This is a genomic window from Pseudomonas sp. S2_B10, assembly GCF_054668425.1.
On sequence record NZ_CP162768.1, the window covers coordinates 666,365 to 690,868 of the forward strand.

The window sequence follows — 24,504 nt, forward strand, 5'->3', positions numbered from 1 at the left end:
TTCACACGCCTCTTGAGCCTCACTGGCTCTACTTCCTCCCCATCAAAGAGCTTGGAGGCTCTTTTTTTGTCTGCGTATTTCAGTTCTCGGCGAGACCTTCGGCGCGAATCGACCGCCATGCCGCCTGCGCAAGCACTTCGCGATAAGCCATCGGACTGCCCTTAACTCGCCCTGCCAGCCAGGCCCGGCAGTAACTGTCCGCCTGGCCGATGATCAGCGATGGCAGCAACTCCGCAGGCAAATCCTTAAGCTCAGCGGCGCGACCCGATTCGGCCAACCACTGGCCCAAGCGCAGGTTGCGCGTCTTGTTGCGCTCGGCCAGCTCTTCCTTGAACGGGCCTTTGGTCACTGCGAATCGTGCGTGGTACTGAAAACGCGCCCACTGCGGCTGCTGCTCGACCCAGTCGACATAGCTGAAGACCAGCGCCTGCACTCCTTCCTCCGTGGTATTGGCCGCGTCCAGATACGCATCACGCAGACGCGCCTGATCCTCCAGCGCGGTGAAAAACAGCGCCGCGACCAGCCCTTCCTTGTTGCCGAAATGGTGGTAGATCGCGCCAACGCTGGTGTCGCACTCGGCACGGATCATTTCGATGGTGGTGGCCTCGATCCCCTGTTCATTGAACAGGCTCAGGGCCTTGCGAAAGATATCGCGTTTGAGTTCGGCGCGGCGGCCGGGGTAGCTGCGTTCCAGTAGATCGGCGGTGTCCATGCTGCTCGGGTCCAAAAACGGAGGTTGATAAAGGCGTCACGTGCCCGTGAACAAATCGCGCCTAGGTTGACAGATTTGCCGCGAACAGAATACCGTTCCGTTACAGAACATTATTCTGTAACGGAACATAATTCTGCAAACCACCCAGTGAGGCTTCCATGAGTCAATCTCTCAGCATGTTCAACAGCGTCGGCGCGGATGCATTCAGCAAAATGGCCTGTCAGTTCGCCCCGTACTTCAGCACCATCAATCCGCTGATCAGCGAATTGCGCCCGAACGCCGCCACCGTACAAGTGCCGTTTCGCAAGGAAATTACCAATCACCTTGGCACGGTGCATGCGATCGCCCTGTGCAACGCGGCGGAACTGGCCGGCGGAATGATGACCGACGTCTCGATCCCGCCCGGCGCGCGCTGGATTCCAAAGGGCATGACCGTGGAATACCTGGCCAAGGCGAAAACCGACGTCACCGCCGTGGCCAGCGCCGAAGGTGTGGATTGGCAAAGCGATGGCGACAAGGTGGTCAACGTCGACATTCACGATACCGAGGGCAAAAAAGTCTTCACCGCGCGCATCACCATGAACGTCAAGATCGGTTGAGATTGCAGGCACAAAAAAGCCCTCGTTGCGCAATGCGCAGCAAGGGCTTTTTACTGGCCGGGTCAGTGCAGAGTCAGGCGCTGACGGACAAACTCTTCTACGTGGCGGCTGGTCTGGTCCAGATGGCGGTCGCGTTGTTTTTCCGCATCGAGCATCGCGCGCTTGCCGTTTTTCTGCAGCAAGTAAGTATGAATCTGCTGCACTTCCAGCGAGCGGTAGATCGGCGTGGTGTCGATGAACCCGCGCAAGCCGTTGCTGCGGTAATGCCGCGTGCTCATCAGCACCTGAGTCTCGCGCTGGCCGATCACTTCAAAACCCAGCGCCTCGAAATACGGCACCTTGCCAATGCTGCAGGCCAGTTCCGCATGCGGATAGCGCCCGACCATGTCCGCGAGCATCGCCCGCGCCACACCTTGGCGCCGATGGCCTTCACGCACCGCCATGTACGCGACGCTGCACGCCTCCCAATCGCCCTGCACCGGCAGACAGATGAGAAATCCGATGACTTGCTCTGGATCCTCATCGTCAGTGGCCACCAGCAATTCCACCTCGGTGCCCTTCTGGCCGTTCAACGCCTCGAGGTACAGATGCACCTCGAAACCCACCGCGTACTGATAAACGTTGTACAGCAGATTGCTCGGGCCGAGGCCGACAGCACTGATGTCGGTCAGGTAATCGACGACCATTTGCAGGATCTGGCTGTTGACGCTTTCCGGGCATGGGGAGGTGTAGTGGGTGATGCGTGGCATGGGCAAACTCCGGCGATAAAAAACGTTGCCGATGATCAGAGCCGTCGACGAACCGCGACATCATACCGCGCCGAATCTATCGAACCGTCACTGTTGTGGCGCCACCACCCTGAATTTGATGTAGATGTCCTTCGACACCACGCTGTCCGCCCACTCCCCTGCGCCGAGGCCGAACTCCTCACGGTTGAGCACCAGCTCGCCGTCGAAAATGCCAATGGCGTTGTCCGGTTTCAGCTCCACCGGCACCTCGACATCGCGAGTGATGCCCTTGAGCGTGAGCTGACCGGCGACCTGGTAACGATGCTCGGCCACCTGGGTGAAGCGGCGGGACTCGAATACCGCGAGCGGGAATTTTTCAGTATCGAACCAGGCGGGTTTCACCAGCTCGGTATTGGCGTCTTCGCTGCCGGCGTCAATGCTGCTCAGGTCGATATGCAAGGTGGTGCGGGCGTTGGCAAGGTTTTCGGTATCTAAATCCAGAGCCGCCTCGAACTTGCCGAAGGTGCCGTACATTCGCGAGCCCATCTGGTTGTAGGTGAAACTGATCTGGCTGGCGCTGGTGTTGACCCGGTTATATTCAGCGGCCTGCGCACCGGCCATGACAAAGGATGTAAACGCGGCAACCAGCAGCAATCGCGACGTCATGAAATTCTCCGGGCGGCGTGTGTCGTCGGGGCCTTGGTTGACTTAAGCAAACAGCCGAGCGTTATGCCAGTTCACGCTCACTCACAGGGAATACGATTTTCTCGGCGCTCCCCGGTTGAACCGGCCTTTCCTTCGCCCTGCCGCGCAGGTGGTGACGCAACTTCAGCGCCGGTCGCTCGACGCAGTAATACGTCAGGCCACTGCAGAAAAATGACAACGCCAGCACCGCTCCGACAACGTAGGCGTCATACGCGACGGGCCAAAAACCCCGCAGTAGATACATCACCACAAAGTGGTTAAGAAACACGCCATAACTGATATTGCCCAGGAACTCGTCCATCCGGTGGAACTTGAGTTTGGTCAACAGGTAGACCAAGGGAATGCCCACCGCGATACCGAGAGTGACTTCGGCATTGAACGGATGACGCTCAATCCATCCGACCATGATCGCTACAAACATCAGTCCCGCCGCAACGGCTGTGCCGGTGACAACGACCATTGCTCTGATATTGCGTTGGTACAGATAGCAGCCGCACAGGAAGATGAACAACACACCCGGCAGCAGACGATATCCATAGACGTCGGTATTGATAAAGCCAAGGCAAGCCAGCAAAAAAATCCCGACCGAGACAGCAAAGGCGACACCCTGCGTCTTGAAAATCAGCAGAAATGGGATCAACAGATAAAAACTCATTTCCAGCCCCAGCGACCAGCCCGGTGGCAGGATCTCGGTCCCGCCGACGCCGAACATGTAATAGCCAAGCGGTAGCATGAGCAAACTGGTGGACAGGGTCTTCCATGTCAGCTCAGCCGCTTGGGGCGTACCGGGCAACAGAAAATGAATAACCAGACACGAGGCGACGAAGTAGACCAGAAATTGCGGATACAACCTCAGAGCCCTGTCGATATAGAACAGACCGATCTTCCTCGGCTCACGGTAGTTTCGCTCGATGAGCGAAGCCATGACGAATCCACTGATGATCAGGAACGAGATGACGGCGATCACACCAGGATTCAGTCCGGCGAACTTTTTGCCCATATGAGATACAGCGACCAACACCGCCAACAGCAGTCGAAAAGCTCCCACTTGAACCCTCGTCATTCCCTTATTGTTGTGGGCGCATACGCTACGATGCTTTCGTCTCGGGGGACAGAGAAATGTTTGTCCGCCGTGCCTAAATCAACCGCTCGATCTTCTGGTGTTTCCAGACCAGTTTGTAATAGAGCGTCTGCAGTATCAGCATCCCCAGATAGGCAACCGGAAAAGCCATCCACACACCCTGCAAACCGAACTGCCCATCGAGCCAGTACGCCGCCGGCAACTGCACGCCGACCACGCAGACAATCGAAATGACCACCGGCACCAGGACGGTGCCGCTGGCGCGCATGATCCCGCCGATGATGGCCTGGAAGCCGAACACCAACAGGCTCCAGAGCATGATGTGCAGCAGATGCTCGGCCATCGCCCGGGTCGAGTCCTCGGTCAGGAACAGGCCCAGCAGCCAGTGCGATAGCAGATAACCCAGCACAATCAGGCCACCGGTCAGGCACACATTGATCAACAGCCCGGTGCGCAGGATCGGACCCATGCGTTGCAGATGCCCGGCGCCGATTGCCTGGGCACCGAGAATCGATGCGGTGATCGCAATCGACAGCGCCGGAAACTGCACATAGTTGACGATCTGCGTTACCGCGCCATACGCCGCCGTCGCTTGCGAGCCGTGCTGGTTGACCAGTGCCAGGATCACCAGCTCCGATAACGATAGCACGATCATCTGTACGCCGGTGGGCAGGCCGATGCGCAGGACCTTGCCGAGAATGACCCGATCCAGTCGCAATGCGGCAAAGAACTCTCGATCCGGCGCCAGCGGATGGCCCTTGCGGATCAGCCGCCAGGCCAGCCACGCCATTGCTGAGAGATTCCCCGCCAGCCCGGCATACGCCGCGCTCTGAATGCCCAACGGTGGCAAGCCCAGCCAGCCGCGAATCAATGCCGGCGTCAGCGCCAGCCCCACGGTGGTGGAGACGATCAGCGCGAGTAATGGCGACAGCGTATCGCTGACACCACGCAGCAATTGGGTGAACAGCACGAATACCAGTAGCGATGGCAGAATCCACAACATGACGTGGGCATAGTCCACCGCGTCGTCGAGCACATCCGCCGGCGTGCCCAACCCCGTCAGTGCCTGTCGCGCAAACACCGTGCCCAGCACCGCCGCGACCAAACCGATCAACACACCCAGTAGCAACGTCGCTCCGGCAATCGCCTTGACCATGTGCGTTTCGCGCGCGCCCCACGCCTGACCGATCAACACGCCCGCGCCAGCTCCAAGGCCGATGACCAGGGCGATGAAAAAGAACACGACGGGAAACATGCCGGATACCGCCGCCAGCGCCTGGGTGCCGAGCATCTGGCCGATGTAGATGCTGTTGACCGTCCCGGACATCGATTGCAGGAAGTTCGACAGCACCATCGGCGCGAGAAACAGCAGATAGGTTTGCCAGAGCGGCTTGGCGAAGGTGGCGCTTTGCATTGAATGGAGGTCCATCTCGACGGCGGCAGGCCTGATTGACGATAGCTTCGGTGAGTTGCGTGCAGCGTGCAATCAACATTTCCCATCGGCGTTGATTGCCTGTTTTGCATTTGTGTAAATGCCAGGCATCGCTTTGTGTCAGTGTGCGGCTGTGGTAAATCAGCGATTCTGTCGACACGTACTATTGAGGCTCGGTTCATGCGTAACGTTGCAAATTTTCTGCTTGGCTCCCTCCTCGCTCTGTCGGCCGCCTACGCTCAAGCGGCCGCACCCGCAGCGGCGCCTGCTTCATTGAAACCGCTACTGGCCACTTTGAATGAACGCCTGAGCATCGGCGATCTGGTTGCGTTGACCAAGTGGGACAGCGGCAAGCCGATCCAGGACAGCCCGAGAGAGGCGCAGGTCATCGCCAATGCCCGAACTCTGGCCGCCGAACATCAACTCGACGCAGACGATGTCGCGCAACTGATCGCCGCACAGATGGAAGCGAACAAACTGGTGCAATACGGTCTGCTCGCGCAATGGCAAGCGGCAGGTGCTGCACCGGACACACCGCGTCCGGATCTGGGCAAACAGATCCGCCCGCGCCTGGATGAACTGCAAAAGCGCTTGTTGCAGCAGTACGCCGCCTTCGCGCCCTATCGCCAGGATCCGAATTGCCCGGCATGGCTGGCCAATGTCCGCAACGGTCTGGCCGCTGATTCGCTGCATGACATGGCGCTGATTCGTGCCAGCGGCGAGTTGTGCATTCGGGCAAAAGCCCTCTGAATCGCCGCTCATGGCAAACATCATCGGCGTCGATGTTCACCATCACGTCAATGAAGTTCTCATAAAAACTGCGCGGCGTAACATCGGCTCCAGACAAACAAACAACTTCCTGGAGCACACGATCATGAAACGCCAAACCCTTCTCGGCATCGCTTTCTCGGTTTTCGCAGTTAACGCTTTTGCAGCAACACCTGCTCACACCCTGGTCGCTGAAGGCGGCTCGGACAAGTTGATCGAAAGCCGCGTCGCTGAGGGTGGTTCGGATCGTCTGATCGAACGCCGTGTTGCCGAGGGTGGCTCTGATCGTCTGATCGAACGCCGCGTTGCCGAGGGTGGCTCTGATCGTCTGATCGAACGCCGTGTTGCCGAGGGTGGCTCTGATCGTCTGCTCGAACGCCGTGTTGCCGAAGGTGGTTCTGATCGTCTGCTCGAACGCCGTGTTGCTGAAGGCGGTTCGGATCGCCTGCTCGAACGCCGCGTTGCCGAAGGTGGTTCGGATCGTCTGCTCGAACGCCGTGTTGCCGAAGGTGGTTCTGATCGTCTGATCGAACGCCGTGTCGCCTGAATCATCTGCATGACCGCAACACCCATGAAAAAGCCCGGCCTGATCAGCCGGGCTTTTTTGCATTCAGCCGTCGCTTATTGCGCGGTTTTCAGCTTGACCACGTCACCGGAGATGGTGGTGGTGTAGCCGGTCAGAACCCAGGCCCAGAACCAGTTTTCCTGAACCTGCGTGTTGATCATTGCATCGCCGCCCTTGGCTTGGATGGCCGCGTTTTGCGCGCGCACAAATCGGCTGTTCTGGCGGATCGGGATGATGCCAAACAGCAGCAGGCCGGTGGCCGATGCTTCGCTGTGGCCAACCACGGTGTATTGGTTGCTGTCGTAATGGGCGGTTTTCATCGGGGCGCCGGTGCAACCTGCCAGAACCACACCGAACAGTGTGGCGGCGACTACTTTGCTGAGGTATTTCACGGTAAAACTCCATGGGAAAAAGCCCGGGATCCGTCTCTCGGGCGGCGCGCATTCTAACCAAAATGATGGCTCATTGGCATCAATCTTCTTTGTATTTACATGAACCCGTTCGCTGGCCGCCCATCGGCGATGTCGCATACCATGGCGCCACTTCAATAAAGACAGACACCCGCCTCCATGTTCAAAGCCAGTCTGCGTAGCCATCTCACCCTGTGGTTCGGCGGTTTGTCCCTGCTGACGTTATTGAGCGTCGGCTTTTATGTCGGTCATATCGCCACCGAACAAATGAAGCAGGCCAGCGGCAACGCCTTGCTGAACACCGCGCGTGCAGCGGCGACGCTGTTGGGCGAACAACTGCGCGAACGGCAACTGGAGGTCTACCTGCTCAGTCGCGCACCGCATCTGGAGCGCGGAGATCTGGACAACCCAGCCATCCTCAAGTCGATGCAGTTGCGCACCCAGGCGCGCGCCGAATATGCGTGGATGGGCGTCACCGACGCCGAGGGCAACGTCCGCCAGGCCGTCAATGATCTGCTGGTCGGTCAATCGGTGCAGAAACGCCCGTGGTTCCAGATCGGCTTGCGCCGGCAATACACCGGCGATCCCCACGAAGCAGTGTTGCTGGCCAAGTTGTTGCCGGGCCTGCCCAATGGCGAGCCGTTGCGCTTCATCGATTTTGCCGCGCCAATCCACAATGCCGAAGGGCAGGTGATTGGCGTGCTGGGCGCACATGCACACTGGAGTTGGGTGACGCGCATCGTCGAGTCGGCGGCGTTTTCCCACAAAAACTCGGCGCCGGATATCCAGGCGCTGATCGTCGACCACGATGGCAAGGTGCTCTACCCCGAAGCGCTGATGGGCCAACAACTGGCGACCAACGATCCGGTATTGTCGGGCTGGACGGCGGCCAACGGGTACCTGACCAGCATGGTCACCGTGCCGACGCCATCGGGCACGGCGCTGTCGTGGTCGATCGCCATTCGCCAGCCACTGGAGACCGCGCTGCAACCGGCGCGAACGCTGCAATATGAACTGTTGATACTCGGCGTTTTCGCCGCCATCGTTTTCGGTCTCGTGGCTTATTACCTGGCGCTGTACCTGAGCCGGCCGATCGAACAACTCGCGCACTCGGCCAAACAGGTGCAGAACAACCAGTCCGGCGCGCAGTTCCAGCTCCAGCATCCGGTACTGGAAATCGCCCAGCTCGGCCAGTCCATCGACGCAATGACGCAGTCGCTACTAGGCAAGGAGCGCGAACTGCAAGAAGCCAACGCCTCGCTGGAAGCCACCGTGGCGCAACGCACTGCCGCACTCACCGAGGCCAACGCCGAACTGCTGAGTCTGGCCACACACGACGGCTTGACCGGCGTTTACAACCGTCGCCGTTTTGACGAAAAAATCACTGAATACTCGCTGCTGTCCCGACGCACCGGGCGCCCGTTCGCCCTGCTGCTGATCGATGCCGACCACTTCAAACGCATCAATGACAGCCACGGCCACGCGGTCGGTGATGAGGTCCTGCAACAACTGGCGACCTTGATCCAGAACAGCGTACGCAGCACCGATTTCGTCGCCCGCTACGGCGGCGAAGAGTTCGCCGTACTGCTGCCGGAAGTCGCGCAACCCGACACCCCGGAAGTCGTTGCCGAAAAAATTCGCATGGCAGTCGCCGAAGCGCAGTTTCCCGGCGTCGGCAACGTCACGGTGAGTATTGGCCTTGGCCTGGCAGATCCGGCAGACAACAACCACACGGCCCTGATCAAACGCGCCGATCAGCAGCTGTATCAGGCGAAAGCTGCGGGGCGCAATCAGGTGGCGTTCCATGCTCACTGACACCGCGTATATCAACCTGAGACAGGTCGGCCCGCCGGCCTCGCTGGCCAGCCAGCTCCTCCAGGGATGGGGGAAAACCGCAAATATGGGTCGGCAGGAGAACCGCTTTCGCGAGCAGGCTCGCTCCCACAGAAAAGCAAAGCAGCGCAGCTGCCCGCGGCGAAGCCGCCCCACTCAACAATGAGCGTTAGCTCGAGTGCTCTTGATCTTGATCTACTGGCGACGTCGGAAGGCTGAGCGGAGGGATTGATCCGGGCGTGGGAGCGCAGCGACCGTCTGGCGCAGCCAGACACAGCGGAAGGAGGTGCAGCGAAGCAAACCGGAGCCGCTGCGCCCGGATCGATCCCGCAGCGAAGGGACCCGAGCCTGCGAGGGCCGAACGCAGGAGCAAGCCTTTTGGGTTACCTTTTTGCTGGGCCGGCACTCCGGCGTTTGAAAAAGGTGACCCGCCGTAAGGGCGGAACCCTAAGCAGCCGTTACCGCAGCAATGGATATGTACTCAATCAGCCAGGAAACCATCGCCCGACTAGGGCTCAGCACTGAACTTCTGCAGATAAGCCAACAAATTATTCAACTTATCCTCATCACTCAGCCCCCAGAAAATCATCCGCGTCCCCGGCACCACCCCTTTCGGATCCTTCAGATAAGCCTTCAACGTCGCCCGATCCCAAGTAATCCCCGAGTTCTTCATCGCAGCGGAATAAACATAATTGGCCGAAGTCCCCGCAGCCCGGCCAACGATGCCGTTCAACTGCGGACCAAACCCCGAACGAGCCGACTCGCCAACCTGATGGCAACCGCCGCACAGACGCGGAAAGATTTTCGCCCCGGCTTCAGGATCGCCCTCAGCCTGAGCGCTGGTGCTGAAGATCAAGGCGAGAAGCAGTGCTGTGGTGAATTTCATTAAACAGTCCAAACCTGGCTTTGCATGGCGTGAACGCAGTTTACAGATAAGCGCCGATAATCGTTCTGACAGTGATCAACGCCTGACGCAACACGTGCATGTCCACCGACCCGAGAGCCAGACGAATCGCATGGGGCGTATGGCCCGACAGCGAAAACGGCTCTGCACTGGTGACCGAAATCTGCTGCTGCATCAACTCGACCACGATCTGATCGGCACGCACATCTTCGGGCAACGGCAACCACAGAAAATACGAGGCCGGATGAGCAATGTAGCGCAGCCCCTTCAGCACCTCGGCGGCCAAGGCCTGTCGCGCCATCGCATCACGACGTTTCTGCTCCTCAAGCACGGTGACGGTGCCGTCGTCGAGCCAACCGCACGCAATGGCGGTCATCACCCCGGGCGTGTTCCACGTTGTCGCGCGAATGATTCGCTCCAGTGCGGGCACTTGAGGCAGCGGCGCCGCGATGAAGCCGACGCGCAAACCGGTGGCGATGTTTTTCGACAGGCCCGATACGTAAAACGTCCGTTCCGGTGCCAGATCGATCAAGGTTCGCGGCGGATTTTCCACCAGAAACGCGTAGGCCGCATCTTCGATAAGTGTCAGATCATAGCGCCGGGCAATCGCCACCAATTGCTCGCGCTGTTCCAGTGGCATGACCCAGCCCAGCGGATTGTGCAGCGTCGGCATGCTGTACACGGCGCGCACCGCACGCTGGCGGCAGAGCCTGTCCAGTGCCGGCAAATCCGGGCCGTGCTCTGTCATCGGGATCGCCAGCACTTCCAGATGCAACGCGTCGGCCAGCACCTTGAACCCGGAATAGGTCAGCGCATCGGCGGCGATCACATCACCGGGTTTGAGCAGGGCCATCAGCGTCACCGCCAAACCTTGCTGAGCGCCATTGACGATCAGCACTTGGTCGGCTTCAACGGTCACGCCGCGTGTCGACAAATGTCGCGCCACCGAGGCGCGTTCGTGGGCACGTCCGGCGTGGGGTTGATAACGCAGCAACGCTTCGAGATCGCCGGACAACGCCAGTTGCCGCAACGCCGTGCGCAACAGCTCAGCCTGACCGGGCAACGACGGATAGTTGAAATTCAGGTCGATCATGCCGACCGCTACGTCTTTCTGATCGATGCCCTGCCCCGGCGCCAGCGACGTTTCCCGCACAAAAGTGCCGCGCCCGGCTTCGCCACTGACCAGGCCCATCGCCTCAAGCTCGGCATAAACCCGTGAAGCGGTAACCAGCGCCAGTCCTTCCTGCGCCGCCAGTTGCCGATGCGTAGGTAATCGCGTGCCCGGTGGCAGTCGTCCGCCACGAATATCCGCCGCATAGCGGTCAACCAAGGTCTTGTAACGGGATCGGGGCATGCCGGCTGTATCCATGACAATTTTTTGATTGTGCTGATTGTCCGCCCTAGGATCACGGCGATACAAGCCACTCTTTGAGCGCGACCGACATGCACACAACATCGACTGCGGCCAACCCGGCGCTGGAAAAAACCAGCGGCTGGATCAACGGTTTTATCGGCGTGCTGATTTTCAGCGGTTCGCTGCCGGCCACACGTTTGGCGGTGCTGGAATTCGATCCGGTGTTTCTGACCGTGGTGCGAGCAGCGATTGCCGGCGCACTGGCGGTCGGACTTCTGCTGTTGTTCAAGCAACAGCGACCGTCGCGCCATCAGTGGCTGTCGCTGGTGATTGTGGCGCTGGGCGTGGTGTTGGGTTTTCCGCTGTTGACCGCGCTGGCATTGCAGCACGTAACGTCAGCGCATTCGATCGTGTTTGTAGGATTGCTGCCGCTGGCCACGGCAATGTTTGGTGTCTTGCGTGGCGGTGAGCGGCCACGGCCGGTGTTCTGGATCTTTTCGGTGCTGGGCAGCGCATTGGTGGTGGGCTTCGCTCTGTCGCAAGGCCTGAGCGCCTCGCCCATCGGGGATCTGCTGATGCTCGCGGCGATTCTCGCCTGCGGCCTCGGTTACGCCGAAGGCGCGAAACTGTCACGCAGCCTCGGCGGCTGGCAGGTGATCTGCTGGGCGCTGGTAATGTCGTTACCGCTGATGGCAGTGCTGAGCCTGTGGCTGGCGCCCGCCTCGTTCGGCAACATCAGCTTGCCTGCGTGGATGTGCCTGGGCTACGTGTCGCTGTTCAGCATGCTGATCGGCTTTGTGTTCTGGTATCGCGGCCTCGCCCAGGGCGGGATTGCGGCGGTCGGGCAGTTGCAGTTGCTGCAGCCGTTTTTCGGTCTGGCGCTGGCGGCGACGTTGCTGCATGAGCAGGTCAGCGTCGGCATGCTCGGCGTCACGCTGGGGGTGATTCTTTGCGTGGCCGGAGCGAAGAAATTCGCCAAGTAATGTTCAGTGTCCGGCTTTCCATTGCCGAGGACTCAGCCCGGTCTTGCGCCGAAACGCCCGGGCCAGCGCCGACGGACTTTCGTAACCGACCTCTTCGGCAATCAACGCAATCGGCCGGCCTTCGCGCAGGCGTTTCTGCGCAAGACTGACGCGCCAGCTCAGCAGATAATCGGCCGGCGTCTGCCCGACAACCCGGCGAAACTGCTCGGCAAAACCGGCGCGGGACTGGTTCGCCGCCGCCGCGAGATCGGCCACACTCCAGGGCTTGTGCGGTTGCTCATGGATCAGGTTCAAAGCGCGAGACAAGCGCGGGTCAGCCAGCCCGGCCATCATGCCCGGTTGCTGATCTCGACTGCCGATGAGATGGCGCAGCAACAGAATCACCAGCAATTCGAACAGGCGATCCATCACCGCCACGCGCCCGCAATGCCCTTCAAAGGCTTCATTGAACAGCCAGTCAAGGGTGCTGCGCAGTTCCGGGATGTCGGTGAGTTTCAATACCAGATAGTCGGGTAGCGCGGCGGCCAGGGCATTGCCCGAGCCGCCGTCGAAGGTCAGCGATGCACAGACAATCTGACTGGCCATGGCTTCGTCGGCAAACATTCGATGGGTAAACGGCCGGGGAAAGAAAATCAGTGACGGTTCGTCCAGACGGATCTCCCGCTCGTTGCCCGGTTTGAGCAGCAACGCCCCGGCTTGCAGAACATGCACATGGCCGACCGGCTCGCCTTCGTGAACGCTCACGCCGCAAAACGCGCCGCTATGGAAGGTGCCGGCGTTCACGCCGAAATGACTGAGTAATGTGGAAAGGCGATCCATGGCTGACTCCCGAAGGCATATCTGGACGATCTGCCGCATATTCTCGACGATTTGCCGCCAAAGCGCCATTGGCAGCCCCTAAGATCTCTCCATCGCCGCTGCACTTCGCTGCGGAATTTCGGAGAATCACCATGAGCCGCATCCCCGCTATCAGCCTCGACACCGCCACCGATGCCACCCGTCCTGCACTGGAAGGCGTGAAGAAAAAAATCGGCTTCCTGCCCAACGTCTTCACTACCCTCGCCCAAGCGCCAGTTGCATTCGACACTTACCTGCAAGCTTCGGCGATCCTCGGCAAGACCTCGCTCAGCGCCCAGGAAAAAGAAGCCGTCTACCTCGCCACTTCGCAAGTAAACGGCTGCGACTACTGCCTGTCCGCACACACAATGTTCGCCGGCAAGGCCGGGCTCTCGCCACAGGACATCGTCGCGGCCCGTCAAGGCGAACTGAATGCCTACGCCGCCCTCGCCCGCCAACTGACCGAAACCCGTGGCCACTTGAGCGATGAACAGTTGGCCGCTGCTCGCGCTGCCGGTATCGATGACCGCAAGATTATCGAAGTGATTGCCCTGGTGGCCGTGCAGACATTGACCAACTACCTGAACAACACGGCGTTGACCGACATTGATTTCCCGACCGTCGAGGCCTGAGCAGTCGCTCACGAACTGAAGAAAAATCCGCTGGCGAAAAGATGCTCTTTTCGCCAGCGCTGTTTTTTGCTGCCATGATGTAGGTCAGAATAATTCGCAGCGCAAACAGTGTCTGGTGCGCTGAAACCAAACACCCTGCGCGCAGGTCTTTGTTCTCAGACAAATGCCCCGGAAAGACACGAACCCCATGACAGACTGGTTGCAAGACAACGGCGAGATGGCCGGGCAGATCCGCCGTCACGACTGGGCGAATTCGCCCCTCGGCCCGTTGGAAAACTGGCCCGATGTACTCAAGACCACTGTCTCGCTCAGTCTCGCGTCGCATTTCCCTCAGGCGATCGTCTGGGGCCCGCAATTGATCACTCTCTATAACGACGCCTTCGTGCCGATTCTCGGCGACAAGCCGCATGCGCTGGGACGTCCTTTCAGCGACATCTGGAAAGAAGCCTGGCATGAGATCAGCCCGATAGCCGAGGCGGCCTATGCCGGCCAAGCCACCTACATCGAAAACTTTGCCCTGAAGATCGAACGCGGCAACGGTCCGGAGCAGGCGTTCTTCACTTTCTGCTACAGCCCGATTCGTGACTCGCTGGGCAATGTCGTCGGCATGCTCGACACGGTCACCGAGACCACCCAGACCGTTTATCTCAACCAACGCCTGGCCGTCCTCGATGCCATCGGCGAAGCGGTGACCAATGCCACCGATGCGCAAGCAATCCTGGCGGCGAGCACCCGGCTGATGGTCGAGCAGTTGCAATTGTCCAACTGCGCGTACGCCGACATGGATGCCGACGAGGACGGCTTCACCATTCGCGGCGACTATGCGGCACCGGGTTCGCCAAGCATCGTCGGCCACTACCGCCTGCGCGATTTCGGTGAGAAGGCAGTGCTTCTGCTGCGCGCCGGGGAACCGCTGGTCATCCATGACAACCGCAGCGAGCTACCACCGGAAGAGTCGGCGACCTTTCAGGCCATCGGTATTACCGCGACCATTTGTGTACCACTGATCAAGCAGGGCCGTCTGACCGCATTGATGGCCGTCCACGACAAAGTGCCGCGGGTCTGGTCGCAATTTGAGCAGGCATTGATGAGCGAAGTGACCGAACGGTGCTGGGCGCACATCGAGCGGGTGCGCGCCGATGCCAATGTGCGTGAAGGCCTGCTGGCGCTGGCTGAGCTCAACGCCACGCTGGAGCAACGGGTCGAAGAGCGCAGCTTGCGCCTGGCCCAGGCCGAGTCGGCGTTGCGCCAGTCGCAGAAGCTCGAAGCCATCGGCCAATTGACCGGCGGCGTCGCCCACGACTTCAACAATCTGCTGACGATCATTCGTTCGTCGGTGGATTTTCTGCGCCAGCCCAACCTGCCGGAAGAACGCCGTCAGCGCTACATGCGCGCGGTGTCCGACACCGTCGAGCGCGCCTCCAAGCTGACCAGCCAGTTGCTCGCCTTCGCCCGCCGTCAGCCGCTCAATCCGCAGGTAGTCGACGCCGGCGAACGTTTGGCAAACATCGGCGAGATGCTCGAATCGGTCACCGGCGCGCAGATTCACGTGTGCGTCGAACGACCGGATCACCCCTGCTACATCCGTGTCGACCTCAGTCAGTTCGAAACCGCGTTGATCAACATTGCGCTTAACGCCCGCGACGCCATGAACGGTCAGGGTGAGCTGAAATTGCGCCTGGAGTGCCACAAAGCGCTGCCGCCGATTCGCGGTCACGCCGGGTCCAGCAGCCATTTCGTGTCGATAGCCTTGGCTGATACCGGTGCCGGCATCGACGCACACACCCTCGAACACATCTTCGAACCGTTCTTTACCACCAAGGCTGTCGGCAAAGGCACGGGGCTCGGGCTGTCGCAGGTGTTCGGCTTCGCCAAGCAATCGGGCGGCAACGTCGATGTTTCCAGCGTCCTTGGCCAAGGCACCGAGTTCACCTTGTATTTGCCGCAAGTGCCGGCGGACGAGGCTGAACAGGACAACACCGAGGACGATGGCGAGGTACAGCCGGCCTGCGAAAAACGCCGGGTACTGGTGGTCGAGGACAATCTCGATGTTGGTCGTTTTGCCAACCAGATCCTCCAGGATCTGGGCTATGAAACCGCATGGGCAACCAACGCTGAAGAAGCCCTGCAGTTGGCGGGCGGCGATGCCAGCGCGTTCGATGCGGTGTTTTCCGACGTGGTCATGCCGGGCATCACCGGCGTCGCGTTGGCCAGGGAGCTGCGCCAGCGCCGCCCCGATCTACCGGTGATTCTGACCTCCGGCTACAGCGAAGAACTGGCCCGCAGCGGTTACGAAGGTTTCGAGTTTCTCGCCAAGCCCTACTCCGCCGAACAGGTCTCACGGATTCTCGGCAAGACCTGGCTCAAGGACGCAAAACCAGCGGCGTCAGTCGTGATCGACGCCGGCGCGCTTGAGTAATTTCTTGCAGCGTTCCGACAGGTGAAACACCTGTAAATGCTTGCCAGCCTTGGCGTAGCGTTCACGCAGGGTTTTCAACGCGGCAATCGCCGAGTAATCGACAAAGCTCAGGTGTCGGCAGTCGAGAGTGACTTTCGCCGGATCGTTGGCCGGATCGAACTGATTGAGAAACGGCGTGGTCGAGGCAAAGAACAGCGTGCCGTGCAGGCGATAGAGCTTGCTGCCGTCGGCCTCCAGGTGTTCATCGGCGTACAGTTCGCGCGCCTGCTGCCAGGCGAAGTTGAGCGCGGCGATGATGATCCCGCACAGCACGGCCGTGGCCAGATCGGTGAACACGGTGATGGTGGTCACGGCGATGATCACCAGCACATCGTGCAGCGGCACCTTGTTGATCACCCGCAACGACGCCCAGGCGAACGTCTGCTGCGATACCACAAACATCACCCCCACCAGTGCGGCCAGCGGAATACGCTCGATCAGCGGCGACAGAAACAGAATGAACAACAGAATCAGCACACCGGCAACAACACCGGACAAGCGCCCGCGCCCGCCGGAGCTGAGGTTGATCACGGTCTGGCCGATCATCGCGCAACCGCCCATGCCGCCGAACGCACCGGACACCATGTTGGCCGCGCCGAGCGCCACGCACTCACGATCCGGATAGCCACGGGTCTCGGTGATTTCGTCGGTCAGGTTCAGTGTCAGCAAGGTTTCCAGCAGGCCGACCATCGCCATCAGGATCGCGTACGGAGCGATGATGCGCAGCGTTTCCAGGCTCCACGGAATGTCTGGCATGGCGAAAGTCGGCAGACCGCCGGCAATGTGCGCCATGTCGCCGAGGGTACGGGTCGGCAGGCCGAAGAGGTAAACCAGCAGGCCGACACCAAGGATCGCCACCAGCGCCGGCGGTACCGCTTTGGTCAGGCGCGGCAGAATGTAAACGATGGCCATGGTCAGCAGCACCAGCCCGGTCATCAGATACAGCGGCGTACCGCTGAGCCAGTGCTCGCCGCTTTTGAAGTGCTCCAGTTGCGCCAGGGCAATGATGATCGCCAGGCCGTTGACGAAACCGAGCATCACCGGATGCGGCACCATGCGCACCAGTTTGCCCAAGCGCAACAGCCCGAACGCCATCATGATCAGACCGCCGAGCAGCACCGTTGCCAGCAGATATTGCACGCCGTGTTGCACCACCAGCGCGACGATCACCACCGCCATCGAGCCCGCCGCGCCGGAAACCATGCCCGGCCGGCCGCCAAACAACGCTGTCAGCGTGCAAATGATGAAAGCGCCATACAGGCCCATCAGCGGATTGAGATGCGCGACCAGGGCGAAAGCAATGCATTCGGGCAACAGGGCGAACGAGGTGGTGAGTCCGGCGAGGACATCGGCGCGCAGACGAATCGGTTTCATGGCTTACCTGACTGAGCGGCCGCTGGGCACGGCTGCTGTTTTCGCGAAAAAAGAGGGAGGCGAATGTTACGGAATTGTTCGGCCTCGGGCCAGTGAAACGCTGACATGGAGTGGCGCGGGCCTTATCCTTGCAGGCTTGTCCATCGAATCGAGTCGCAGCATGTCAGCGTTTTTGTCCGCCCGTGATGTGTGTCAGCGCCTGCGCGAAGCTGCGCTGGGCGTGCTTGCGTTCGAAGTCTGCGAGGTAATGTCCGAGTCCGGGCTGATTGCCGTTTACATCGAGGGCTGGCATCTGCTGTTGGACTTCGCCGAGGGACACTTGCATCACTGTGAATACGCGCGCAACTGCGCCGGGGACGAAGCGACGCTGGACACTTGGCAGCGTTATGGCACGGACCCGGTGAGTCTGCTCAGCACATGGGAACTGGCGCAGATCGAGCGGTTGCTGCGTGATGCGAATCGCGTCCAAACCTAGTGCATCGTTTCCGACTGCGGTGCTCTCTGATGTTGAGACCGACCAAATGCCTGTGTGAGCGAGCCTGCTCGCGAAGGCGGTATATCAGTCGGTTTGATCTTGGCTGTCATAGCGCTTTCGCGAGCAGGCTCGCTCCCACAGGAGGTTTGTGTGAGTTCAGAAGGTGATCTCGGCTGCCGGTTTGACGTCGATTCGTGCCACGGAACTGGTCAGGGCGGCGAAGTCCTTGTTGTGTTGGGCAATGATGTCTTCAGCGCTCATGTTGCCGTTATCGACCGTCGAATGCGCATCCCGCGCGACGACGATGTCGTAGCCCAGTGAATGCGCGCTGCGCACCGTGGCGTTGACGCAATAATCGGTCTGCAGACCGCAGATGATCAGACGTTCGAAGTCTTCGCTGGGCAGCAGCTTGCCGAGATCGGTCTGGTAGAAAGAATCCCCGGTAGTCTTGCCTACACGCAGGTCTTTCGTCGAAGTCAGCAAACCTTCGGCCAGTTGCCAACCGTCCGCGCCATGCACGAACGGACCGTCCTTTTCTTCGTGTTGAATCAACACCACCGGAACGCCAGCTGTGCGGGCGCGTTGGCTGAGATCATTGATCGTGGCGATCACGCGGTCGATTTCAAAACACTGATATTCACCAGCACACAGTGCTTGCTGGACGTCGATGATCAGTAATGCGGTGGTCATGTCGAGCCTTCCTTGATCAGTCCTTGAGATGGGGCGGACCTGAGCCCGCCCCTTTTTACTCCGCTCAGTAACCCAGTGACAAGCCGGTATTACGCCGTGGATCATTGGCGCCGTAGAAGCGATTCTTGCCAACCGGTTTGCCGTCCAGTGACGGCGCGCCGACCAGAATCGCGGCGATGTGGTTGGGATCCTGCGGGCCGGCAAACTTGTGGCCCCAGCTCTCGAGGAGCTTTTTCGTATCCGGGCTGGCGGCGAAGTCTTCGAGGTTGGTTTCCTCCGGCATCCACTGCTGATGGAAGCGCGGCGCGTCGACCGCTTCCTGCAGCCCCATGCCGTAATCGATCACATTGAGCATGGTCAGCAAGGTCGCGGTGATGATCCGGCTACCACCCGGCGTGCCGACCACCATCACCACTTTGCCATCCTTGGTGACGATGGTCGGACTCATTGACGACAGCGGCGCCTTGCCCGGCGCGATGGCATTGGCTTCCCCCTGAACCAGACCGTACATGTTCGGCACGCCGACCTTGGAGGTGAAGTCGTCCATTTCGTCGTTGAGGATCACCCCGGTCTTGCTCGCCATCACGCCGGCGCCGAACCAGTCATTAAGGGTGTAGGTGACCGAAACGGCATTGCCCCACTTGTCGACGATCGAATAGTGCGTGGTGTTGCTGCCTTCATGCGGCGCTACACCGGGTTTGAGCTCAGCCGACACGCCGGCCTTTTGCGGCTGGATGGCGTCGCGCAGTTTGGTCGCATAGTTCTTGTCCAGCAGGTGCTCGATCGGATTCTTCACGAAATCCGGATCGCCGAGGTAGCTGTTGCGATCAACGTACGCGTGGCGCATCGCTTCGATCTGGTAGTGCATGCCCTGAGCGGAATGGAAGCCCAGGTCCTTCATCGGATAGCCTTCGAGGATATTCATGATCTGGCAGATCACCACCCCGCCGGAGCTGGGCGGTGGCGCCGAGACTACGTGATAGCCGCGATAATCGCATTCCACCGGGGCCAGTTCGCGAGTCTTGTATTTGTCCAGGTCGGCCTGGCTGATGATGCCTTTGTTGGCTTGGCTGGACGTGACAATGGCATCGGCGACCCAACCTTTGTAGAAGCCGTCGGCGCCCTTCTCGGAAATCGTCCGCAGGGTTTTCGCCAGATCCTTCTGCACCAGTTTCTGCCCGACCTGCATCGGCTCGCCGTTGCTGAGGAAGATCGAGCCGGAATCGCGCATGTCCTTCTTGAACACATCCGTCGCGTATTCGAGCAGCTCGACATCGCCCTGCTGCAGCTCGAAACCGTCTTCGGCCAGTTTGATCGCCGGGGCAATCATGTCCTTGCGCTGTTTGGTGCCATATTTGCTCAGCGCCAGCTCCATGCCGGACACGGTGCCCGGCACCCCGACGGCCAGATGGCCGCGCGTGCTCAGTTCCGGAATGACGTTACCGTCCTTGTCCAGATACATGTTGGCGGTCGCTGCCAGCGGGGCTTTCTCGCGGAAGTCGAGAAAGGTCTTACGTCCGTCCGCCAGTTGAATGGTCATGAACCCGCCACCGCCAAGATTGCCCGCAGCCGGATAGACCACCGCCAGCGCATAGCCCACGGCCACTGCCGCATCCACGGCATTGCCGCCGTTTTTCAACACATCGACGCCGACATGGGTCGCCAGATGTTGCGCGGTGACCACCATGCCGTTTTCCGCCGCCACCGGCGCCACTGATGCCGCGTGAGCCATGAGACAGCTGAGCGCCAGGGAGGTCGCAATGAGCGATCTGGCCAAAGGTTCGTACTTCATGAGTCGATCTCTTTTTGTTTTTGGGGACTGCGCAAAACGCAGGGCAACGCTTCAGAAGCAACAAGCAGTATGGTCGGCTTTGCGTATTGCGCCTCCCCGTTCAGCCAGTGTGCTGAGCCATCGCAGCCGTTGGCAGCTCCTGCCCGAATCAAGCGAAGAGGTTATTCATCGCTGCGTATTGCAACAGCATGATGGTCTTGGCGTCACAGATCTCGCCGCGTTGAAATGCTGCCAGTGCCTTATCGAAGCCCCATTCGAGCACTTCCAGTTCTTCGGTTTCCTCTTCCAGCCCACCACCGTCGCTGACTTTGGACGCGGCGTCGTATTCGGCGATAAAAAAGTGCAGCTTCTCCGTCACCGAGCCGGGGCTCATATACGCCTCGAATACTTTCTTCACGTCATGCACGCGATAACCGGTTTCCTCCTCGGCTTCGTCACGAATGCGTTGCTCCGGCGCGGCACCTTCCAGCAACCCCGCCGCCACCTCGATCAACAATCCATCGTGGCCGTTGACGAACACCGGCAAACGAAACTGGCGGGTCAGCACCACCGTGCGCTTTTCGCGGTTGAACAGCAGAATCGCCGCGCCGTTGCCCCGGTCGTAGACCTCGCGGGTCTGGCGCTGCCATTCGCCGTTGTTGCGGTGGTAATCGAAAGTGATTTTCTTCAACAGATACCAGTCGTGGGACAACACCTGAGTGTCGACGATGTTGACCCGTTCGGCTGTGTTGGACATCGCGTCTGATCCTGTTTTCATGGGGGACTGCCATGGTCGGACAATTGCGCCGACAAAAAAAGCCCAGCAGCGCTACCGGGCTCGTTCAGCCTGGGTTGTTACTGGAAGTCGACGTCGAAGGCCTGGTAGAAGGCGTTGCCGGTGTTGGCGACGATCCACATCAGCACAATGACGTGATGACCCTTCTTGTTCGTCGGCAGTTGCACTTGGTGATCAACCTTGGCCTTCAATTCGCCGGCATGGCTGTAATACGGCACTTGCGGGTAGAAGTCTTCGAAGAACGGCTGGGTTTCGAGCTGCGCACGGCTGATGCGTTGCTGTGGATCCCAGCCGTCTTTGGTGATCAGCCAGCGATAACCACGGGTGGTGTGCGGCGCGGTGTACGCCCAGCTGACCTCGAGAATCTGCCCCGGATCGACATTAAGCAGCGGCCAGTTGAATGAACGGCCGAGCTTCTTGCTCATCTCGTCGTCGGTGTAATTGACGCAATCGCGGGCATCGGTCTTGCCGCCGCTGAGAATGTAGCCATCGGCCGGCGGCGCGACGCTGTCCGAGTCGGTCTCGAAGGGTTGCGGGAACGGCCCGGCATTCACGGCCGGAAAGTTTTTGCCGCCCTCCATTTCATTGACTTGCCAAGCGCCGAGCAAGCCGAGGTCAATGGCCACTGCGCCGCGACTTGCTGGCGAGATGACACGACCGTGTTTGAGTTGGGTTTGTGGGATTGCCTGATTCATCATGTTCACTCCGTTGATTTGAGAACTCTCCTTCCCGAGGAGAGGCCTTCAAGCTAACGGAGGTGAATTTTTTGTCCATCGGCGCTTTTGTCACAGTCCCACCGTGCAAGACGTAAAACGCCCGGAAATACTGGATGCATAACCAGTGCCCGACGACGCATCGCACTCAACGTGTAGCTGAACACCTACACGCCGAGTCGCCTTTGGTCATTCAGACAGTTGCGCCTGATACTCCTTTTCGTACTGCCCGGCGAGTTGCGTTTTCTGTTTATCGTCGAGCAGCTTGCCGGCCATCTGGAAGAATTTGTGCTCTTCTTCCTCGAGGTGATGATGAACCTTGTCGGAGAGCTTCTTGGCCGTGGCCAGCCACGCCGGACTGGACATCTCGGTCTCGTCGAGTTCTTCCATCATCTCATCCATTTCGTGGTGCTCGGCGATGGCGTGGCGGCTCAGGTCAACGCCTTCGTCGATTTCCATCAACGGGATGTAGAAGTGCCGCTCTTCAGCGGTTTCATGCGCTTGCAGTTCTGCTTTGAGCTGCTTGTAGGCCTCGACCCGCTCAGGGCTGTCGCCGCTGGTCGCGATCAGAGCCTTGGCGTAAGTGCGCTGGCGCTCGTGGCTTTCGCGCAGGGCTTCAAAAATATTCACGGGATTTCCTCATCAATCGCGCTCAGGGAAAGACGCGATAAAAGCCTAGACCGCAACGCTGGTTTGACGGTTCCGCTTGTTCGATCGAAGGGCTTGGAGGCGTTTGCCCGGACGGGTTAGGCTGGGCGTTCAATTACACAAGGAAGTCATGCATGAATTTGCGTATCGAGTTGACAGAAAATCCTACCGAGGAACAGCGCCAGGCCATTCTCCAACCGTTGATTGAATACAACGATGCGAAGACCGGCATATCGAAAACCGAGCCGTTCGCCTTGATGGTAAAAGATGAGTATGGCGCGATACTGGGCGGGTTGTACGGGCGAGTGACTTTGCGCTGGATGTTCATCGATTTGCTGTCAGTACCGGAACAAAGTCGCGGACTGGGGATTGGTTCCCGGTTAATGGCACAGGCAGAAGCGTTGGCCGAAGATAGAAACTGCTACGGAATCTGGCTCGACACCTTCGATTTTCAGGCGCCGGAGTTCTACAAGAAGCTGGGCTTCAGCCAGTTCGGTGAGATCGTTGACTATCCACCGGGGCACAAGCGGCATTTTTTCCAGAAGCGGCTGATCGACTGACTGTATCGCCCTTTGCGCGAGCAGGCTCGCTCCCACACTGGAAAGCATTCAACCTGTGGGAGCGAGCCTGCTCGCGACAGCGCCAGCCGCCTCGACACACAATCAGAGGCAGGTCGCCATCGCCGCCATGCGCCGCATCGCGACAAAATCACTCTGCTGTGCGTAGTAATTCAAAGTCGTACCCGAGGCTTCGGTAATCACATCGACAAACGACTCCGCTGAACGCGTGTAGACCGTCGTGCCGCCAGACTCGCGCGGCTCCAGATAGGCCGCCGCGTCGACGCCGAAAACCGCTTCATCCTGCCAGGCGAATTGCACGCACCGGGCGACGTCTTTCTCCGGCTTGTCCGAGGTCAGGACCTTGTCCGGGCTCTTGCTGCGAGCATCGTTCATCACCGAACCGGCGCACCCGGCCAACAGGGCCGCCGCCAGCACTACCATCAGCATTCGCATTGCATTTGCTCATCGAGAAAAAAGCGGACTGTAGCACTGCAACGCGGCAAATCGTTCTGCTTTACTGTTTTTATGCGCGACACGCGTGAGCAGCTGCGGCACTCTGAGATCTTCAGCCACACAAGGACATTACATGGCGCCTAGCGACCAACGACATGAACACGCCCTGAAACTGTTTCTCGATGCGCGACCCGAACTGCGCGAGACCCTCGACCATCTCAACCCGCTGCTGGCTCAGGCCAAGGGTGAAACCCAGGCGCAGTACCGCGAAGAACGCTTGCATGAAGCATTCGAGGCTGAGGCAGAAAGCCAGGGGTTGTTTGCCTGGGAGCTGACGTTGCAGCTGACCGCTGATTCACCGGAGGACTATCAGGCGCAACGCCTGGAAGTGCATCGGGAAGTGGCGGAAATGGCGGGGATGGACTGGATCGAGTATTGCGATCTTTACGGCATCACCCCGTAATCGATGTAGGAGCTGCCGAAGGCTGCGATCTTTTGATTTTGCTCTTCAAGATCAAAAGATCGCAGCCTTCGGCAGCTCCTACAAAGGTATCTGCGTAAAACTCGGGTTTCGCGGCACGAGCGATAAAGCTTTATCATGGCCGCAGTTTCGCTGATCGAGTCCATCATGAAGTTCGCCATCGCGCTGTTTTCCGCCGCCCATGCGCCCTCCTCGCGCCGTGCCCTGCTGTTTGCCCAGGCCGCGCTGGCCGGCGGCCATGAGATTGTCCGGCTGTTCTTCTATCAGGACGGCGTGTTCAACGCCTCCGATGCAGTGGTGACGCCGCAGGATGAACAGGATTTGCCCAAGCAATGGCGCGCCTTCATCAACGAAAAGCAACTGGATGGGGTGGTCTGCATCGCCGCCGCTCTGCGCCGTGGTGTGTTGAACGAAGAAGAAGCCAAGCGTTACCAGCGTGAAGCGATTTCGCTCAGCGCGCCGTGGGAATTGTCCGGTCTGGGTCAATTGCACGATGCCGTGCAGGACGCTGACCGTCTCATCTGTTTCGGAGGCGCTTGAAC

27 protein-coding genes are annotated in these 24,504 nt (G+C 59.6%); 11 read left to right on the plus strand and 16 right to left on the minus strand.

Annotated features, from left to right (window positions below; genetic code table 11):
* Positions 1-79: 79 nt before the first annotated feature.
* Complete coding sequence (locus tag AB4O45_RS02860) at positions 80-712, minus strand: TetR/AcrR family transcriptional regulator (RefSeq protein ID WP_130899260.1); 633 nt, start codon at positions 710-712, stop codon at positions 80-82.
* A 158-nt stretch (positions 713-870) separates the two neighbouring features.
* Between AB4O45_RS02860 and AB4O45_RS02865 the strand changes: the two genes are divergently transcribed.
* Positions 871-1,311, plus strand: coding sequence for a hotdog fold domain-containing protein (locus AB4O45_RS02865; RefSeq protein ID WP_095182037.1), 441 nt, complete (start codon positions 871-873; stop codon positions 1,309-1,311).
* 62 nt (positions 1,312-1,373) lie between these two features.
* Here the strand turns inward: AB4O45_RS02865 and AB4O45_RS02870 are convergent, their stop codons facing one another.
* The 4 genes from AB4O45_RS02870 to AB4O45_RS02885 form a co-directional block, all read right to left on the minus strand.
* The gene (locus tag AB4O45_RS02870) at positions 1,374-2,060 is read right to left on the minus strand and encodes a GNAT family N-acetyltransferase (protein WP_056788965.1); all 687 of its coding nucleotides are present in this window, start codon (positions 2,058-2,060) and stop codon (positions 1,374-1,376) included.
* Between the two features lie 87 nt (positions 2,061-2,147).
* Complete coding sequence (locus AB4O45_RS02875) at positions 2,148-2,705, minus strand: YceI family protein (protein WP_056788962.1); 558 nt, start codon at positions 2,703-2,705, stop codon at positions 2,148-2,150.
* Between the two features lie 61 nt (positions 2,706-2,766).
* Positions 2,767-3,792, minus strand: a complete 1,026-nt coding sequence (locus AB4O45_RS02880; RefSeq protein WP_252867849.1) for an acyltransferase family protein — start codon at positions 3,790-3,792, stop codon at positions 2,767-2,769.
* Between the two features lie 88 nt (positions 3,793-3,880).
* Positions 3,881-5,239: an MATE family efflux transporter gene (locus AB4O45_RS02885; RefSeq protein ID WP_095182040.1), complete on the minus strand. Its 1,359-nt coding sequence runs from the start codon at positions 5,237-5,239 to the stop codon at positions 3,881-3,883.
* 198 nt (positions 5,240-5,437) lie between these two features.
* On the opposite strand from AB4O45_RS02885, the gene AB4O45_RS02890 reads away from it, so the two are divergent.
* Together AB4O45_RS02890 and AB4O45_RS02895 are read left to right on the plus strand one after the other, a co-directional pair.
* Positions 5,438-6,007: a chorismate mutase gene (locus AB4O45_RS02890; protein WP_236168587.1), complete on the plus strand. Its 570-nt coding sequence runs from the start codon at positions 5,438-5,440 to the stop codon at positions 6,005-6,007.
* Between the two features lie 124 nt (positions 6,008-6,131).
* Positions 6,132-6,572 carry a phage infection protein gene (locus AB4O45_RS02895; protein ID WP_460161046.1) on the plus strand — a complete coding sequence of 147 codons (441 nt, stop codon included), beginning with the start codon at positions 6,132-6,134 and terminating at the stop codon, positions 6,570-6,572.
* Positions 6,573-6,646: 74 nt separating this feature from the next.
* Here the strand turns inward: AB4O45_RS02895 and AB4O45_RS02900 are convergent, their stop codons facing one another.
* Positions 6,647-6,982 (minus strand): hypothetical protein, encoded by a 336-nt coding sequence (locus AB4O45_RS02900; protein ID WP_095182042.1) that lies wholly within the window; start codon positions 6,980-6,982, stop codon positions 6,647-6,649.
* 177 nt (positions 6,983-7,159) lie between these two features.
* On the opposite strand from AB4O45_RS02900, the gene AB4O45_RS02905 reads away from it, so the two are divergent.
* Positions 7,160-8,815 (plus strand): sensor domain-containing diguanylate cyclase, encoded by a 1,656-nt coding sequence (locus AB4O45_RS02905; RefSeq protein WP_252876550.1) that lies wholly within the window; start codon positions 7,160-7,162, stop codon positions 8,813-8,815.
* A 526-nt stretch (positions 8,816-9,341) separates the two neighbouring features.
* On the opposite strand, the gene AB4O45_RS02910 is transcribed toward AB4O45_RS02905, so the two are convergent.
* Positions 9,342-9,719, minus strand: coding sequence for a c-type cytochrome (locus tag AB4O45_RS02910; RefSeq protein WP_150634958.1), 378 nt, complete (start codon positions 9,717-9,719; stop codon positions 9,342-9,344).
* A 40-nt stretch (positions 9,720-9,759) separates the two neighbouring features.
* The gene (locus tag AB4O45_RS02915) at positions 9,760-11,091 is read right to left on the minus strand and encodes an aminotransferase-like domain-containing protein (protein ID WP_460161047.1); all 1,332 of its coding nucleotides are present in this window, start codon (positions 11,089-11,091) and stop codon (positions 9,760-9,762) included.
* A gap of 89 nt (positions 11,092-11,180) precedes the next feature.
* Between AB4O45_RS02915 and AB4O45_RS02920 the strand changes: the two genes are divergently transcribed.
* Entirely contained in the window at positions 11,181-12,074 is an 894-nt protein-coding gene (locus tag AB4O45_RS02920) for a DMT family transporter (protein WP_423663294.1), read from the plus strand.
* Positions 12,075-12,077: 3 nt separating this feature from the next.
* On the opposite strand, the gene AB4O45_RS02925 is transcribed toward AB4O45_RS02920, so the two are convergent.
* Positions 12,078-12,893, minus strand: coding sequence for an AraC family transcriptional regulator (locus AB4O45_RS02925; RefSeq protein WP_150741130.1), 816 nt, complete (start codon positions 12,891-12,893; stop codon positions 12,078-12,080).
* Positions 12,894-13,024: 131 nt separating this feature from the next.
* Here AB4O45_RS02925 and AB4O45_RS02930 point away from each other — a divergent pair, with 131 nt between their 5' ends.
* Positions 13,025-13,543, plus strand: a complete 519-nt coding sequence (locus tag AB4O45_RS02930) for a carboxymuconolactone decarboxylase family protein (RefSeq protein ID WP_252876554.1) — start codon at positions 13,025-13,027, stop codon at positions 13,541-13,543.
* Positions 13,544-13,730: 187 nt separating this feature from the next.
* Entirely contained in the window at positions 13,731-15,962 is a 2,232-nt protein-coding gene (locus AB4O45_RS02935; RefSeq protein ID WP_252884457.1) for a response regulator, read from the plus strand.
* Here AB4O45_RS02935 and AB4O45_RS02940 read toward each other — a convergent pair.
* Positions 15,930-17,375: a SulP family inorganic anion transporter gene (locus tag AB4O45_RS02940; protein ID WP_041477048.1), complete on the minus strand. Its 1,446-nt coding sequence runs from the start codon at positions 17,373-17,375 to the stop codon at positions 15,930-15,932. The genes AB4O45_RS02935 and AB4O45_RS02940 overlap by 33 nt on opposite strands.
* A gap of 160 nt (positions 17,376-17,535) precedes the next feature.
* On the opposite strand from AB4O45_RS02940, the gene AB4O45_RS02945 reads away from it, so the two are divergent.
* On the plus strand, positions 17,536-17,850 hold the full coding sequence (locus AB4O45_RS02945; RefSeq protein WP_460161048.1) for a DUF7693 family protein: 315 nt from the start codon (positions 17,536-17,538) through the stop codon (positions 17,848-17,850).
* A 156-nt stretch (positions 17,851-18,006) separates the two neighbouring features.
* On the opposite strand, the gene AB4O45_RS02950 is transcribed toward AB4O45_RS02945, so the two are convergent.
* The 5 genes from AB4O45_RS02950 to AB4O45_RS02970 all read right to left on the minus strand — a co-directional run bounded on the left by AB4O45_RS02950 (position 18,007) and on the right by AB4O45_RS02970 (position 22,450).
* Positions 18,007-18,540, minus strand: a complete 534-nt coding sequence (locus tag AB4O45_RS02950; protein WP_056788931.1) for a cysteine hydrolase family protein — start codon at positions 18,538-18,540, stop codon at positions 18,007-18,009.
* Positions 18,541-18,604: 64 nt separating this feature from the next.
* Entirely contained in the window at positions 18,605-20,332 is a 1,728-nt protein-coding gene (gene ggt, locus AB4O45_RS02955; RefSeq protein ID WP_460161049.1) for a gamma-glutamyltransferase, read from the minus strand.
* A gap of 148 nt (positions 20,333-20,480) precedes the next feature.
* The gene (locus AB4O45_RS02960; protein WP_252867859.1) at positions 20,481-21,068 is read right to left on the minus strand and encodes an NUDIX domain-containing protein; all 588 of its coding nucleotides are present in this window, start codon (positions 21,066-21,068) and stop codon (positions 20,481-20,483) included.
* Positions 21,069-21,166: 98 nt separating this feature from the next.
* Positions 21,167-21,802, minus strand: coding sequence for a lytic polysaccharide monooxygenase auxiliary activity family 9 protein (locus AB4O45_RS02965; protein WP_095182054.1), 636 nt, complete (start codon positions 21,800-21,802; stop codon positions 21,167-21,169).
* Between the two features lie 207 nt (positions 21,803-22,009).
* Positions 22,010-22,450, minus strand: coding sequence for a hemerythrin domain-containing protein (locus tag AB4O45_RS02970; protein ID WP_016775257.1), 441 nt, complete (start codon positions 22,448-22,450; stop codon positions 22,010-22,012).
* Positions 22,451-22,602: 152 nt separating this feature from the next.
* Between AB4O45_RS02970 and AB4O45_RS02975 the strand changes: the two genes are divergently transcribed.
* Positions 22,603-23,028 (plus strand): GNAT family N-acetyltransferase, encoded by a 426-nt coding sequence (locus AB4O45_RS02975; RefSeq protein ID WP_150634949.1) that lies wholly within the window; start codon positions 22,603-22,605, stop codon positions 23,026-23,028.
* A gap of 102 nt (positions 23,029-23,130) precedes the next feature.
* Here the strand turns inward: AB4O45_RS02975 and AB4O45_RS02980 are convergent, their stop codons facing one another.
* Complete coding sequence (locus tag AB4O45_RS02980) at positions 23,131-23,481, minus strand: hypothetical protein (protein ID WP_041477055.1); 351 nt, start codon at positions 23,479-23,481, stop codon at positions 23,131-23,133.
* 133 nt (positions 23,482-23,614) lie between these two features.
* Here AB4O45_RS02980 and AB4O45_RS02985 point away from each other — a divergent pair, with 133 nt between their 5' ends.
* Together AB4O45_RS02985 and tusD are read left to right on the plus strand one after the other, a co-directional pair.
* Positions 23,615-23,944 carry a DUF6388 family protein gene (locus AB4O45_RS02985; protein WP_041477057.1) on the plus strand — a complete coding sequence of 110 codons (330 nt, stop codon included), beginning with the start codon at positions 23,615-23,617 and terminating at the stop codon, positions 23,942-23,944.
* 165 nt (positions 23,945-24,109) lie between these two features.
* Complete coding sequence (gene tusD, locus AB4O45_RS02990; RefSeq protein ID WP_041477377.1) at positions 24,110-24,502, plus strand: sulfurtransferase complex subunit TusD; 393 nt, start codon at positions 24,110-24,112, stop codon at positions 24,500-24,502.
* The last annotated feature ends 2 nt before the right edge of the window (positions 24,503-24,504 follow it).